The organism is Bacillus pseudomycoides DSM 12442, from assembly GCF_000161455.1.
Classification (GTDB): Bacteria; Bacillota; Bacilli; order Bacillales; family Bacillaceae_G; genus Bacillus_A; species Bacillus_A pseudomycoides.
The window spans coordinates 940,642-954,931 of record NZ_CM000745.1; the positions used below are offsets into that span (position 1 = coordinate 940,642).

18 protein-coding genes are annotated in these 14,290 nt (G+C 33.5%); 12 read left to right on the plus strand and 6 right to left on the minus strand.

Annotated features, from left to right (window positions below; genetic code table 11):
• Window positions 1-6: 6 nt before the first annotated feature.
• Window positions 7-852, minus strand: a complete 846-nt coding sequence (gene prsA / locus BPMYX0001_RS04670; RefSeq protein ID WP_006093846.1) for a peptidylprolyl isomerase PrsA — start codon at window positions 850-852, stop codon at window positions 7-9.
• A 355-nt stretch (window positions 853-1,207) separates the two neighbouring features.
• Here prsA and BPMYX0001_RS34840 point away from each other — a divergent pair, with 355 nt between their 5' ends.
• Complete coding sequence (locus tag BPMYX0001_RS34840; protein WP_224796251.1) at window positions 1,208-1,279, plus strand: YjcZ family sporulation protein; 72 nt, start codon at window positions 1,208-1,210, stop codon at window positions 1,277-1,279.
• A gap of 30 nt (window positions 1,280-1,309) precedes the next feature.
• On the opposite strand, the gene BPMYX0001_RS04675 is transcribed toward BPMYX0001_RS34840, so the two are convergent.
• Window positions 1,310-1,504, minus strand: a complete 195-nt coding sequence (locus BPMYX0001_RS04675; RefSeq protein WP_018766633.1) for a hypothetical protein — start codon at window positions 1,502-1,504, stop codon at window positions 1,310-1,312.
• A gap of 119 nt (window positions 1,505-1,623) precedes the next feature.
• Between BPMYX0001_RS04675 and BPMYX0001_RS04680 the strand changes: the two genes are divergently transcribed.
• A complete protein-coding gene (locus tag BPMYX0001_RS04680) occupies window positions 1,624-1,959 on the plus strand; it encodes a DUF1878 family protein (protein ID WP_006093847.1) in 336 nt (111 codons plus the stop codon).
• Window positions 1,960-1,965: 6 nt separating this feature from the next.
• Here BPMYX0001_RS04680 and BPMYX0001_RS04685 read toward each other — a convergent pair whose 3' ends face one another.
• Together BPMYX0001_RS04685 and BPMYX0001_RS04690 are read right to left on the minus strand one after the other, a co-directional pair.
• Window positions 1,966-2,523, minus strand: a complete 558-nt coding sequence (locus BPMYX0001_RS04685) for an HTH-type transcriptional regulator Hpr (RefSeq protein ID WP_006093848.1) — start codon at window positions 2,521-2,523, stop codon at window positions 1,966-1,968.
• A gap of 300 nt (window positions 2,524-2,823) precedes the next feature.
• Window positions 2,824-3,186: a YtxH domain-containing protein gene (locus BPMYX0001_RS04690; RefSeq protein ID WP_006093849.1), complete on the minus strand. Its 363-nt coding sequence runs from the start codon at window positions 3,184-3,186 to the stop codon at window positions 2,824-2,826.
• 79 nt (window positions 3,187-3,265) lie between these two features.
• Between BPMYX0001_RS04690 and yhzF the strand changes: the two genes are divergently transcribed.
• A complete protein-coding gene (gene yhzF / locus BPMYX0001_RS04695; protein WP_003195735.1) occupies window positions 3,266-3,457 on the plus strand; it encodes a membrane protein YhzF in 192 nt (63 codons plus the stop codon).
• Window positions 3,458-3,498: 41 nt separating this feature from the next.
• Here the strand turns inward: yhzF and BPMYX0001_RS04700 are convergent, their stop codons facing one another.
• Window positions 3,499-3,933: an HIT family protein gene (locus BPMYX0001_RS04700; protein WP_003195737.1), complete on the minus strand. Its 435-nt coding sequence runs from the start codon at window positions 3,931-3,933 to the stop codon at window positions 3,499-3,501.
• 589 nt (window positions 3,934-4,522) lie between these two features.
• On the opposite strand from BPMYX0001_RS04700, the gene ecsA reads away from it, so the two are divergent.
• From ecsA to BPMYX0001_RS04715, 3 genes are read left to right on the plus strand one after another with little or no spacing between them, the layout of a single operon-like run.
• Window positions 4,523-5,266 carry an ABC transporter ATP-binding protein EcsA gene (ecsA, locus tag BPMYX0001_RS04705; protein ID WP_003195739.1) on the plus strand — a complete coding sequence of 248 codons (744 nt, stop codon included), beginning with the start codon at window positions 4,523-4,525 and terminating at the stop codon, window positions 5,264-5,266.
• The gene (locus BPMYX0001_RS04710) at window positions 5,259-6,470 is read left to right on the plus strand and encodes an ABC transporter permease (RefSeq protein WP_033798699.1); all 1,212 of its coding nucleotides are present in this window, start codon (window positions 5,259-5,261) and stop codon (window positions 6,468-6,470) included. Before ecsA ends, BPMYX0001_RS04710 begins: the two co-directional genes overlap by 8 nt.
• A 13-nt stretch (window positions 6,471-6,483) precedes the next feature.
• The gene (locus tag BPMYX0001_RS04715) at window positions 6,484-7,203 is read left to right on the plus strand and encodes an EcsC family protein (protein WP_003195743.1); all 720 of its coding nucleotides are present in this window, start codon (window positions 6,484-6,486) and stop codon (window positions 7,201-7,203) included.
• 277 nt (window positions 7,204-7,480) lie between these two features.
• Here the strand turns inward: BPMYX0001_RS04715 and BPMYX0001_RS04720 are convergent, their stop codons facing one another.
• Window positions 7,481-7,960, minus strand: a complete 480-nt coding sequence (locus tag BPMYX0001_RS04720) for an NUDIX hydrolase (RefSeq protein ID WP_006093851.1) — start codon at window positions 7,958-7,960, stop codon at window positions 7,481-7,483.
• Between the two features lie 518 nt (window positions 7,961-8,478).
• Between BPMYX0001_RS04720 and BPMYX0001_RS04725 the strand changes: the two genes are divergently transcribed.
• The 6 genes from BPMYX0001_RS04725 (at window position 8,479) to BPMYX0001_RS04750 (ending at window position 13,418) form a co-directional block, all read left to right on the plus strand.
• Window positions 8,479-9,465, plus strand: coding sequence for an alpha/beta fold hydrolase (locus BPMYX0001_RS04725; RefSeq protein WP_033798700.1), 987 nt, complete (start codon window positions 8,479-8,481; stop codon window positions 9,463-9,465).
• Window positions 9,466-9,499: 34 nt separating this feature from the next.
• Window positions 9,500-10,171, plus strand: a complete 672-nt coding sequence (locus BPMYX0001_RS04730) for a response regulator transcription factor (RefSeq protein WP_006093853.1) — start codon at window positions 9,500-9,502, stop codon at window positions 10,169-10,171.
• Window positions 10,168-11,175 (plus strand): sensor histidine kinase, encoded by a 1,008-nt coding sequence (locus BPMYX0001_RS04735; RefSeq protein WP_033798701.1) that lies wholly within the window; start codon window positions 10,168-10,170, stop codon window positions 11,173-11,175. Before BPMYX0001_RS04730 ends, BPMYX0001_RS04735 begins: the two co-directional genes overlap by 4 nt.
• 94 nt (window positions 11,176-11,269) lie before the next feature.
• The gene (locus BPMYX0001_RS04740) at window positions 11,270-11,452 is read left to right on the plus strand and encodes a hypothetical protein (protein WP_006093855.1); all 183 of its coding nucleotides are present in this window, start codon (window positions 11,270-11,272) and stop codon (window positions 11,450-11,452) included.
• A gap of 87 nt (window positions 11,453-11,539) precedes the next feature.
• Window positions 11,540-12,016 (plus strand): PH domain-containing protein, encoded by a 477-nt coding sequence (locus tag BPMYX0001_RS04745; RefSeq protein WP_003195753.1) that lies wholly within the window; start codon window positions 11,540-11,542, stop codon window positions 12,014-12,016.
• Window positions 12,009-13,418, plus strand: coding sequence for a PH domain-containing protein (locus BPMYX0001_RS04750; RefSeq protein ID WP_033798702.1), 1,410 nt, complete (start codon window positions 12,009-12,011; stop codon window positions 13,416-13,418). The genes BPMYX0001_RS04745 and BPMYX0001_RS04750 overlap by 8 nt, the downstream gene beginning before the upstream one ends.
• Window positions 13,419-14,290: the final 872 nt, after the last annotated feature.

Below are 14,290 nucleotides of genomic sequence, written 5' to 3' on the forward strand. Positions count from 1 at the left end.
TTTTTATTATTTCTTCTCTTTTTCAGCTTTTGGAGTCTCAAAGGTATCTTTTAAATCTTTATCTTCAACCTTCACATCAGCTTTTTTAAGTTCTTTGTCTTGAAGCTCAGCCATGAATTGAGGATCTTGTTTTTTCTTCTCAACTAGGCCTTTTTTAATGTTTGCTTTTTCTTCTTCAAATGATTTTTGTTCTTTAATATCAGTTACTTTGATGATATGGTAACCGAATTGTGATTTCACAGGCTCACTTACTTCATCTTTTTTCAATTTATATGCAGCATCTGAAAATTCTTTTACCATTTTACCAGGTCCGAAGTAGCCTAAGTCGCCGCCTTTTTCAGCAGAACCTTTATCTTCTGAGTATTGTTTTGCTAATTCTTCAAAAGATTTACCTTGTCCAAGTTCTTCTTTTACTTTTTTCGCAGTTGCTTCATCTTTTACAAGGATGTGACTTGCTTTAATTTCAGGTTTATAATTCTCTTTTAATTCTTTGTCAGTGATACTGCTTTCAATAGCTTTGTCCATCGCTAATTCAGCACGAACGCTTTCTTTAAATGAGTCTTTTGTAAAGCCTTGTTGTTTTAAAGCTGCGTCAAATTGATCGCCAAGTTGCTTTTTGTATTCATCATATTTTTTGTCAACTTCTTTATCGTCGACTGTATGGTTTTTAAGAAGTACTTTCTCAAGTACCATACCACGTAAAATTTGTTTACCAGCTCTGTCTTTCATTTGTTTGTAAAGGTCTTCTTTTGAAATGTCACCAGCTTTAGATGTAACAATTTTGTCAGATGATCCACATGCTGATAAAGCAATCAAACTTGTTGCTGCTAAGGCAAGCATAGCTTTCTTCATTCAATAAACACTCCTACTATTATGTATTTTTAATTTATCCCGCACAAATGGAGAGCGTCCTCATTTCAGATGATGCTTGTCCAAAAGAGCCCGATTAAGTCTCACTGGTTTCGCCTTCTTATAAAGTTAAAAGCCTGCTTAACAGGGCTTACCGAGGCTGAGGATAAAATTTAGCTGAAGGTAATTTTATTCTATAGTATAAGCAATATGTACAAAATTTAATATATCACATTTCGACGTCTTTTCCTATTGATAAAGAAAAATTACCTATTTGTTTATAAAGATTGTCAGATTGGGAATGAGTACCAATTTGGGCGGATGTGCATATATAGGAAAGAGGAGAGGGGATGGGTGAATGAATTCATCACTTATTTTATTGGTTGTACTGTTTATTTTATTAGTCATTATAGGTATAATTTGCTTATAGAGGAAAAAATGAGGAAGGGGCTTTCCTTCCTCACTTTGCATGAAATATAATTTCTATATAACTAGAAATTAATAGAATGGTAATACATACATTAATAACCCGAAAAGCGCTCGTTTGTCGGCTCTCGGATAGTTGTTTCCGCACACACAGTGTATGTGTCAGGAAATTCGTGTAGAATAGAACAATAAGTGCAAATGTGACAAAAACAATTTCTATAAGAGTCACGAGGAGATACCTCCTTTTGGCCAAAATACATATACTTTTATATATTGTATCATACGATATTTTGTTCGTGTTATAAAATTCAGAAATAGAAGACCTTGTGTTAGAAAGTGAGGGGAAAAATGGACGTTGTAAAACGACTAGAGCAAGCTGAATATTATGTAGAACTTCTTTTCCAAATGATCGATGAAGATAAGTGTCCATTTTATTCTTTAATTATAAAGAAAAAAGCTCGTAAAAAAGATATTGAACGTATACTGAATCTTTGTGAACAATTGAACGAACAATACATAGTAGAAAAACAAGAAGGCTTACTTTTGTTTGATGCTCTTTTGGATCAGTTTGAAAAAGCGCTTCCACATCAGCTCGAAGTAAACGAGACTGCGGAAGCGCTACATAGACAGGGCTTATTTCAGCCAATTATGCAAGAATTTTTACGCATGACAGCGAAAAAATAATCAATATTATTTTTTAATTAATTTTTTATCGTGTTCCGTAAAATTTTCCTCAATATTTTCTAGTGATTTCTCAAAAATATCGATAAAATCTTGTCCATAAATATTTCTTAAAATCGCGATTAACTCGATATTTTCTGGGAACTTACCATAAAAATTGCGAAGTGCAAGAGCGCCATTAAAGACCGAATTATTTTCAGGGTCATACTCCTCCATTAATTGCAGCAGCAATGTTTCCCCTTTTTCTGTAATTTCAATATACGTATTTCGTTTATCATCTTCTTTTTTTGAAAATACAAGATAGCCGCGCTCTTCAAGTTTTTTGGAAAAGTTAAATGCAGTTGATACATGCATAACGCCAAACTTTGCAATCTCAGAAATAGAAGCCCCTTTTAAATGATAAGCAATGGATAAAATATGATGTTCGTTAATGTTTAAATCATATGGTTTAATCCACTGTTGCCAATCTTTTTCTACGCATTTCCATAATGCCTTCGATAATTGAGCAATGCGTTGACTGAAAATCATGGCTTCTTTTACCGAATAATCTTTTTCTCCACTTTTCATTTACTCACCCACTTTTACATTCTTATTCATTAGTATCTATTATGCCAGTAAAATAAAAATTAATAAAGTCTTTTTGTGAGAATTGTGAAAATTTTTAGGAAAAATTATATTCTTGTACAAATCATGCATAACTGTGGAAGCGTTTTAGGTGTCATAACTATATGTGTTATCTTCACGTAATAGAGGATAACATATATTGTAAATGCATAAAAACACGACATATCTATGTGATATGTCGCGGGAAGAGAAATAGTCATAAAAAATATTTGTTATATGCAAAAACTAAGAATGAAACATTGTTTACGCTTTTTCTGGAACTGCTTGTTGCAGTTTTTCAATTGATTTTTGAATGTCTAAAATCTCTTGTTCAATATGAAGCTTGTTTTGGGAAATATCTTGTTTCCATGTGGAAAGCGTATCCTGCATATCGTCTTTCAATTCTTGAAAAACTTCTTTACCTTCTGAAGCTGTTTCAACAATTTGACGTTTTAATAATTTTGTATCAGCAGTAATATCAGCCAGCGTTTTTTTTATATCATTTCCTTTTTCTTTTAGTTTACTCCGCATATCTTTACCAGAAGAAGGAGTAGAAAAAAGAACGGCTAGTCCAGCGACAGCTCCGCCAAAAATGATACCTGTTACAAAGGATTTAGCTTTTGACATAAAAGGAAACCTCCTTATTTTTTGTTGGTATTCATGATGTATAAAACAATGCATATGCTTAAGACAAGGGGGGAGAAAAGTGAAACTTGTGACAACAATTTGTTTTATCGTAAGTCTTTTCTTTCTTGTACGTGCTATGCATTTATTGTTATTTATAAAGCAAAAAAGATCGTATCCTCCAGCATTTTGGGCTAAGAAACAAGCCATGCAGTACATTTCTTTTGGAGGAATAGGCTTGTTATGTACAATCGTATTTTATATGTTTCTATAGTACGGTTTACAATTCGTACAAAATAGAGAGAATTCTTACCCTTATTTTACACTATTTGCAATGGTACTTGCGATGTTTTGTAAATTTTCCGTCGTATATTCATTTTGGTGTGATTTCCAAACAGCGCCAAAACCATCGTTTTCACCGTAGCGTGGAATTAAATGAAGGTGGAAGTGGAATACAGTTTGTCCAGCCTTCTCACCGTTGTTATTCAAAAGGTTAAAGCCGACTGGGTTAAATTCAGATTTAATCGCATTTGAGATTTTAGGAACGACAGAAAAAATATGTGATGCGATTTCTGGCGTTAAAGCAAAAATATCTTGTTTATGTACCTTTGGAATGACAAGTGTATGTCCTTTTGTCACTTGGCTAATATCTAAAAATGCAAGCACATGTTCATCTTCATATACTTTTGAGCAAGGGATTTGTCCTTCAATGATTTTACAAAAAATACAATTATCGGCTGTGTGATTCATTATTCTCATCCTTTCAAGTAGTCTTAGCCGTATTTTACCATACTTACATAGGAGAACAAACACGAAAAACAGGAAGCTGACTCAGCTTCCTGCTTTCTGAAGAGGGATTGAAAAAGCATTTAATATAATCTACCGTTCGCAGACACCTCATTTATTTAGGAAATATGTGACAATTCGGCTCGTATTCTGCCTTAGACACCCCATTTACAATGAAATGATAATCCTTTATGAAATGAACTTGTTTATTTTATAAAACAGTATATACTCTCCTCGAGACACCCCGTTTCTAAAATAAAACAAACTATCTGGTTTCGTGTAAATTTTCTTTGTCCATTATGGACACCCCATTTCATGATGATTTCGCTAGGCTATGTTCATCAACTTGGTGGTTGCTTTTTCAATGTGTTCCTTCTTCACTAATTATGATGTCCCGTTTTGCAGAGGATATGTAAAGAAATTATTTTTTTTTTTTTGAAGAAATTCGATACTATGTAGTATCTTTTGTTTTTTGGTAAGATGAATGTATACATTCTGATGGAATATATGCTTTTGTAAAAACAAATGAATATAACGAAGAAAGTGGTGTCATATGGGACAGTTATTACGTGTGGAAAATGTCACAGGAGGATATACGAAGCGGCCGGTGCTGCAAAACGTTTCATTTTCTGTTAATAAAGGTGAACTTGTTGGTTTAATCGGTTTAAATGGTGCTGGTAAAAGTACAACGATTAAACATATTATCGGTTTAATGGAACCGAAAAAAGGTACGGTAACAATTAACGGAAAAACAATTCGAGAAGATATGACAGCGTATCGATCTAGTTTTTCTTTTATTCCTGAAACACCTGTATTATATGACGAGTTAACATTGGAAGAACATTTAAAGTTAACAGCGATGGCATATGGTATAGATGAGAAGCAATATGAAGAACGCGTCGGGCAATTATTAAAAGAATTTCGAATGACGAATCGTTTAAAATGGTTCCCAGCTCATTTTTCAAAAGGTATGAAGCAGAAAGTGATGATTATGAGTGCTTTTCTTGTTGAACCGTCACTTTATATTGTCGATGAACCTTTCGTTGGACTCGATCCATTAGCGATTCAATCATTACTCCAAATGATGGACAAGATGAAAAAGAGCGGTGCTGGTATTTTAATGAGTACCCATATTTTAGCGACAGCAGAACGTTACTGCGATTCCTTTATTATTTTACATCAAGGTGAAATTCGTGCGAAAGGAACGTTATCTGAGTTGCAATCACAATTTAACATGCCAGGTGCGACGCTAGATGATATTTATATTGCGTTAACAAAGGAAGAAGATTATGAATAGCAAAGCATTATGGAAAGAACGGTTCAAATATTTCTTAAAAGAAGTTCGTACATATAGTAAGTATGTTTTTAATGATCATTTAAAATTTATTTTCGTATTTATCATTGGAGCAGGGGCCTATTATTATCAGCAATGGTTGCAAACACTGACTCCTTTATTTCCGACCGCGCTAGTTATGGCGGTACTATTAGGACTTGTATTAACAGCAGGATCGATTCAAACGTTATTAAAAGAAGCGGATCTCGTGTATTTACTTCCAGTTGAAGAAAAATTAAAACCATACTTTACAAAAGCATTTCTCTTTACATTTATGATTCAGCTATATGTAATCGCAATTGTAGCGGCGGCACTTGCTCCGCTATATTTCCAGCAGATGAAGCAAACAGGAGGGGCTTACATATGGATTGTGGCTGCACTTGTTCTCGTTAAAGCATGGAATTTATTTGTAGCATGGGAAAAATCATTTTTAACAGATCAAGGCATGCAGCGCGCGGATTGGTTTGTTCGCTTTTTATGTAACGGGTTATTTGTATACTTCCTTGTTGAGCGAACTTCAGTGATTTACACCGGAGTAATTCTCTTTGTAATGGTTGTATACCTTGCTTTCATGTATCAAAAGGTAAAAGGAAAACCGTTAAACTGGGAATACTTAATTGCAGAAGAAGGAAAGAAAATGATGCGCCTGTACCGCATCGCCAACATGTTTGTCGATGTACCAGCATTAAAAGAGCGAGTATCACGCCGGAAATGGCTTGATTTTGTACTTTCCATGATTGGTGAAAAACGTACATATTTATATTTGTATACACGGACATTTTTAAGATCTGGCAACTACTTTGGTCTATATGTTCGCTTACTTGCGATTGGCGGTGTCATTCTTTACTTTATACCGTTTTTATATGGACGCTTTATTGTGAGTATCGTATTTTTATACTTAATTGGATATCAACTATTAAGCCTTTGGAAACACCATCGTTTAAAACTTTGGCTTGATTTATATCCAGTGACCGCAGAAGAAAAGAAAAAGGATTTTCTGAAACTGTTAAATGCAATTCTATGTATAGGCAGTGTTGTATTTACCATCATTTTTGCTTTCGCAACAAAAGATATCATCATGACTTGTATTTTACTTGCCGCTAGCATAGTATTTAGTATCGCTTTCGTATATCAATACGGTGCAAAGCGTATCGAGCGTTTAAACTGAAAGGAATGAACTTATGACTGAATATGAAGGGAAGGTCATAAAAGAATTACAGCAGTGGAAACTTACAATCATGAAAAGTTCTTCTATGATGACCAGGTTTTCGAAAAAGGTACAAACGAAAGTACAACAGCTAATTCCAGAAAAAGTACAAAATGTGTTAACAGAAACAATTAAAAAGATGGTGCAAGGTATTAGCGCCGGATCCAATTTTATAAAACCGAAGTTAAAAGAAACAGACTGGTCGCTCGAAAGAAGAGATGCAGAAGTGTTAAAGAAAATGGACGAGTACAAAAAGATTGCCGCAGCAGAAGGCGCCGGAACAGGAGCTGGTGGTATTCTTTTAGGACTGGCCGATTTTCCGCTCCTGCTCAGCATTAAAATTAAATTTTTATTCGATGCAGCGACTATGTATGGATTCGATACGAGTAAAGAAGAAGAGCGACTTTTTATTCTGCACGTGTTTCAATTAGCATTTTCAAGTGATGATCATCGCAAGGAAATATGGAAAGCGATCGAAACGTGGGACACAGAGAAAGAAAATCATATGGACTGGGAGAAATTCCAGCAAGAGTACCGCGATTATATCGATTTAGCGAAGATGCTGCAGCTTGTGCCGATTATTGGTGCTCCGGTCGGTGCATATGCAAACTATCAATTGTTGCAACGCCTCGGAGAAGTGACGATGAATTGTTATCGTTTGCGGTTGCTTCAGCGGAAGGGAATATCGATTTGATATGTGGCTTTGAAATGAAGTCACGAAGTTTCACCCTCTTTGGTTATGCTTACCAAAGGGGGTTTTTATGTCTAAAAGAAGAACATCTGGAGTGGGAGTGTGGATGAGATTTTAGTAAAAAAGGATTATCTCAATCATTCGTACATCAGTTATAAAGAAATTAAAGAGACCTCTATACTTGGAGGTCTTTTGGTATGTATTCTTTACCCGTTTCTATATGTAGAAAAATGATTGGGGAAGTAGTGCTCAACAAATGGAAGTAATCGTGTTACGCTATTTATAGATTGCTTTGAAGTGAGTGATGGTATGAGTATTTTAATTTATAATCTTCGAGTACAGGTCTATCTGGTGGGCTTATATTTTTTGGCAAGTCATATAAAGAGAAAAATTGAAGGTCTGTTGCCTCATTCTTATCATGACTTAAATGACCGTTATATTCTTTACATTCAAAAGCCGTCACAACATTATAGACTTCATCACCATGAGGATATTGATAATAAAAAGCTTCCCCTGAATATGTATGAATTAATTTCAGATTCTCAGCCGTTAGTCCTGTTTCCTCAAACAATTCTCTATGAGCTACTTGTTCAAGTGTTTCTCCTAACTCCATAGAACCGCCAATCAGTCCCCAACATCCATTATCTTTTCGAAGTTGTAATAAAACTCGCTGCTCATGATCTATAACAAGGACACACGCCCCGACCATAATTAAAGGTCTACTTCCAACCAAATTACGCAAATCCATAATATATCCCATATATATGTCTCCTTTAAAAATTCTGCAATCCCTGTAATATCAGAATTAAATTTCATTGTCTTAGTTCGTTACTATGCAATTTCTTTTGGGGCTAAAAGAGCATCAGATTTAATATAAGAGTCTACATGAAAACTAGCTTCATACACTTTTAGAGTTTCAACTGCACACTATTCACTATATTTGTTTTAAAATCTCTCTATATAATTTATTAAACAGGAGTATTCGGCATTAACCATAATATTCCTTCTAAAACAATAAAAAACCTGTCGAAATTGATAGGTAATTCGTTATAAATTAAAGTTTTAAATCAGAAGCATGTAGTTCATTAAAATGATACTTTCATTTCTTTAAACATTACAGAAACAACTTTAAAAGCTTGCCAACAGTCATTGACTGGAAGGCTTAAAATTAAAGGCGTTTATTATTCCTTTACAAACAAATGATTTCTATTTAGAAAAATTTATTAGAAATTTATTTTTGTATCGTATCCTTTCAATATAGCTTGAAAGGAGAATTCTATGAGAAAATTATGTGAAGTATTAAAGAATATATGTATTGTGTCGATTACGGTTATCTTACTGGTGTTACTATCTGTTTTTATATACCATAATTATCAATTAAGTAAAGAATCGTCATTAATCAAAAGTGAGGGAACATTAGTCAATTTTAATAATAAAAAAATCAATGTATACAAGGAAGGGAGCGGTGAGGATACATATGTATTTATGTCTGGATCTGGGATAGCTGCTCCTGCTTATGAACTGAAAGGACTATATAGCAAGTTTTCAAAAGAAAACAAGATTGCGGTTATTGAAAGAGCCGGTTATGGATACAGTGATGCTTTTCACGATGATAGAGATATTGATACGATGTTAGAACAAAGTAGAGAAGCGCTCATACAAAGTGGAAATAAACCTCCGTATATATTAGTGCCACACTCTATCTCGGGTATCGAAGCAATTTACTGGACACAAAAGTATCCAAATGAAGTGAAGGGAATTATTGCTTTAGATATTGGTTTACCGAAGCAATACGTAACTCATAAAATGAACCTAGTGGATTCATTAAAAGTAAGAGGATTCAATCTGTTAACGAAAATGGGTGTACATCGTCTTTTTCCTTCTGTTACGTATAATCCCGAGGTGATCCGGCAATCTTTTTTAACTGAACATGAAAAAGAAATGTATAAAGCACTATCATATAAACAATTTTTTAATAATGATATGGAGCAAGAGCTTTTACAGAGTTACAATAATGGTAAAAAATCAGTTAACCTACCGATACCAAAAGAAACACCTATTTTATTTTTAGCTGCGATCGCTGAACAAAATAAAAATTCGAAATATACAAAACAAAAAAACAAAGATTATGAGGAGTTTGCAGAGCAACTATTGATAGCAGATGTAATAAAAATTCAAGGTACACACAGCATTTATTTATATGAGCCTGATGAGATATATAATCTTGCCATGGATTTTATCAATAAAAAAGTAGAAAAACATTAAGAGATTCTTATTTTGAAAATGGAAGGTCTATGTGATGAAGGGATATAAAATTTTAATTGTTGAAGACGATTTAATGATTGGAGATGTATTACAAAAGATTTTGCAACGCGAAGGGTATTATGTATGTTGGAAGAAAGAAGGAAAAGAAGTTATTGATATCATCCACGAGATAGATTTAGTCATAATGGATATTATGTTGCCAGGTGAAGATGGCTATCAAATTACAAAGAAAATAAAAAATCTAGGATTAAATATTCCAATTATTTTTCTATCTGCTCGAAGTGATATGGACAGCAAACTCCAAGGTTTAACAATCGGAGAGGATTATATGATAAAGCCTTTTGATCCTAGAGAACTATTACTAAGAATGCAGAAAATGCTAGATAATCGATATGGTACTTTTACACAAATCAAACATTTATATATTGATGCTGAGCATAAAAAAGTTTTCAACAATAACTTACATAATGAAGTTGAGTTTACTGCGATTGAGCGTAAAATATTTTTCTATTTATATGAAAATAGGAATCGTATTTTAACGAAAGAACATTTCTTTGATTATTTATGGCAACTCGAAGATAGAAATCAAAATATCGTGAATGTGCACATAAAAAAAGTAAGAACAAAAATCAATGATAACACGGGTGAAATTATTCAAAATATATATGGAGAAGGGTATAGATTAAATACCTATATAAAGAAATGAAATTAAAGAAAAAATACCAGTTATTATTATTTTCTGCTGTTATAAGCGTACCGTTTTTATTACTGTTGATTAGTATCTTTATGTCAGTCATTTATAATCTTGCCTTTAAAACGAAAAATAATAATATTCCATTTCATGAATCTTTTGCATATCCTACTATGCTAGGCGTCTTTTTTTTATCGTTATTATTGTTAGCCTTTTTATTTTCGAAATCCATTAATTCACTATTAAATAAAATAAATATATTGAATAAAACCATTCGAAATTTAGCTAGTGATGAAAAAGTTCCGAATAAATTAGATGTTAAAAACGACGATGAAATAGGGGAACTCGTCAGGGCGGTAAATTTATTAATTGAAAGAACTACATATCGAGAATTAGAACTTAAACAGCAAGAGGAAATAAAAAAGGAACTTTTAAATAAATTAAGACATGATATTAATACACCTTTAACAGCTGTTAGGTTACAATTATTCTACTTAGAAGGTCAATATAATGATCAAGCACCAATACTAGAATCGTTATATCAACAAATACAGTATATTGCAGAATTAACCAATGAATTTAATTTACAATCCACTGATACATTAGAGAGTTCTTATGTTTTAAATCATGAGGTGAATATACACGATTTATTAGAAGATATGGTTAAAAAGTGGGACTATTTGTATAGTATTCATGATATTGAATTAATATATAATCCAATAAATAAGGATTTAATATGGACGAGTAACGATTTATGGATTCAAAGGTTATTTGATAACATTTTCCAGAACACGTTAAAACATTCAAAAGCTAAAAAACTTGAGATAACCATTGAAAATAAGGTTGTTTCTATTAAGGATAATGGAATTGGTTTCGATATGAATCGTAAAAGAGCGGGGTTAGGATTAAAAATCATTCAGGATATATCTAGAATGCTCAATATAAAATATACGTTACAATCAAGTGAAGACGGGACTATGTTTTGTTTTACAACAAGTGAAAATAAAAAGAGAAAATGAGTGCAGGTCTTCTTTTGTTTTCATAGCCGAGATGTGGATATTGGGAATCGAAAATAGATAGAATCAATGAATCGGTAGAGGGGAGAAGGAAAAGATGAAATTTCGAAAAGACTGGTGGCTTGGTTTTCTTGGGTTAATTGGAGTTTATAAGTTTCCGAATGTAATTGATGCGTTTCAAGGCGAAAAGGACTGGACGGCATTGATTAGCCTCATTTGGTTTATTTGGTTCGGTTATTTCATCCCGGAGAAGAAAGATGATGAAAAGAAAGAATTATAATAAAAACATTTCTATTTCCATGTAATTTTCTGTAAAATAGTAAATGAGAGAATTCGTATATTAGATTACTAAATTTGGAGTGATTAGATGCAGCCATTGGAAAATGAAATTCATCCTGATATGGTCAGAGTTTGGAAAGCTCGTGTTTTAATTGAACTAGGCATAAGTGTATTAGTAATCCTTGCTTATCTCTTTTTCATGATTAAATTTAATTGGTGGGCTTGGCTGTTTTATGTACTTATTGGATTGACGGTTGTGTATACACCGTTTGACTACTTTATATTTCCGAAATTACGTCAGCGTTATTACAGCTATCGGTTAAATGAAGAAGAATTAGAAATTCAGCACGGAATGTTTACGGTTAAGCGTGTATTAGTTCCGATGATTCGCGTGCAACACGTTACAATTGAGCAAGGTCCAATTATGAGAAAATATGATTTAGCAGAATTACAAATTTCAACTGCCGCTACTTCTCATAGTATTCCAGGTTTAAAGATGAGAGAAGCAGAACAATTGAAACGACAAATTGGAGAACTTGCGAAGGTGAGTGATGAGGATGTATAAGAGGCAGCATCCAATCACAATGTTACTTGAATTAAAGATTACAGACTTTATACCATTTATTATTTTTCTGTTTAGTTTAAAAGGAAAATTTCCATTTTGGTATTTAGTACCGATAGGTTTCTTAGTGATTTCAGTTATCTCTGTTATTGTTGAGTGGTACTATAAATTATATTGGATCGAAAATAATGTACTGCACATTAAACAAGGACTATTTGTGAAAAAAGAAAGTTACTTGAATAAAGAGCGCGTACAGACGATTAATACAAGTTCAAGTATGTTATATCAAATATTAGGTTTAACGAAGCTCAAAATTGAAACAGCTGGCGGTGGTGGTGAGCCTGAGGTTAGCTTAGCTGGTATTACAGCTGACGAAGCAAAAACATTAATTACAATGTTAAATGAACGGGCAGAGGAACATACAGAAATAGAAGAGGATACTGTAAATGCTAGTTTGACAGAAGAAAATCGGACGGAATATAAGTTGACTTGGAAAGAGATTTTATTAGCATCCGTTACATCTGGTCAATTTGGTTTGTTGTTCTCTTTATTATTCTTTATTTACTCCCAAGTAGATGAATATATCCCGAAATGGATGAAAGAAAGAGTAGAAACATATGTGATGGATCATGATGTGTATGGCTGGATTTATATGGTTGCGGTCTTACTTGTTGTTTCTTGGATTGTATCCACATTTGGTTACGCCTTAAAGCACGCGAACTTCACCGTGCATCGGAAAAATGATGAAGTTCGCATTTCACAAGGACTTCTAGAAAGAAAAGAACTTGTGTTAAAGCTGCACCGTATTCAAGGAATCACGATAAAAGAAGGGATATTCCGTCAACCATTTGGTTACTGCTCTGTGCATGTAGAAGTGATTCAAAACGATGAAAAAGGTGAGGAGAATGTTACGCTTCATCCGGTCATTCGGAAAGACCGCGTCGCAGAATTGCTTGCTCATTTGCAGTTGCCATATGAACTAAATCAAAATGTTACAGCCTTGCCAAAAACGGCACTGCGCCGCTATTTATTAGAGAGTTTTCTTTTCTTTTGTATATTAGCAGTTCCGATTACAGGCGCAAGTGTATATTTTGAAAAATATTTTGTGATTTGGACACTGTTACCTTTGTTTGGATTACTTTTGTCACTCGGATATGCGACATTCCGTGCAGGTGGCTATAGAGTAGAAGGAGAACAGTTAACGATGGTGTATCGTAACATTGCTAAATATACAGGTTTAGTAAGAAGAAGACATGTACAATCAATCGAGAAAACGCAATCTTATTTTCAGCGTGGAGCGCATTTATGTTCGCAGACTTTCTCTAGTGCATCCACAAATTATAAATTAGAGCATACGCGTTTAGAAGATGCAGAGTGTATGTTAGATTGGTATAAGAATAAGTAGAAACCTAAATAGAAAAAAGACAAACCTTTTCTTTTTAGAGGGGGAATAGAGGATCTGGCCATGCGTAGAAGCGGTCAGATCCTTTTTTAGCCCCATGCCAAGTGAAAACAAAAGGAGAAAATGAGTGGAGATCTGCTTTTGTTTTCATAACCGTAATTTATATGTTGGAAATCAAAATTATATAAAATGAAAAACTGATAGAAAACCATTCTTTTTGGGTAAGAGAGAGGATTCGATCATGGGTAGAAGCGGTCAGCTCTTTTTTTCTCCATGCCAAGTGAAACCAGAGAGAGAAAACGAGTGCAAGTCCATATTGTTTTTCATAGCAGCGACTTATATGTAAAAAAGGGATTCATCAAGTTAAGGCAAATCATTACCCAAAAAACGAAAAAATACTATTCTTTCTGTATTACGATAGAAAGTGTTGAATGATAATAATGTTGTTTCATTTGTTATGCGAATAAAACAGCAGGACAGTTAATTGATAGACAAACAAGTGAATGGCAACCTCTATTTTCTTTCCAATCGTTTTTATGCAATATCGCATGAAAAATGATTGGAATTTTTGTTATAATATTATAATTGTACACTTCAAATCTTGTTGTTTAGTCGCTAATATTGTCTATGAAAACGAAAAACTTATAATATTGAATATTTATTTTAGTTTTGCAACGCCCTCACTGTTAATGCTTGATAGATAAATAGGTCAACAGAAGGGAAATATGAATTTATGAAACAAAACATCAAAATGTTAGCTATGGCAGTTGGTCTAACAGTTATGGGGTCAACAGTAGCTACTTATGCAAGTGCTGATACAGGGTGGAAACAAACTGGATCGGTATGGAATTACTACAATGTAAACGGCGCGAAGC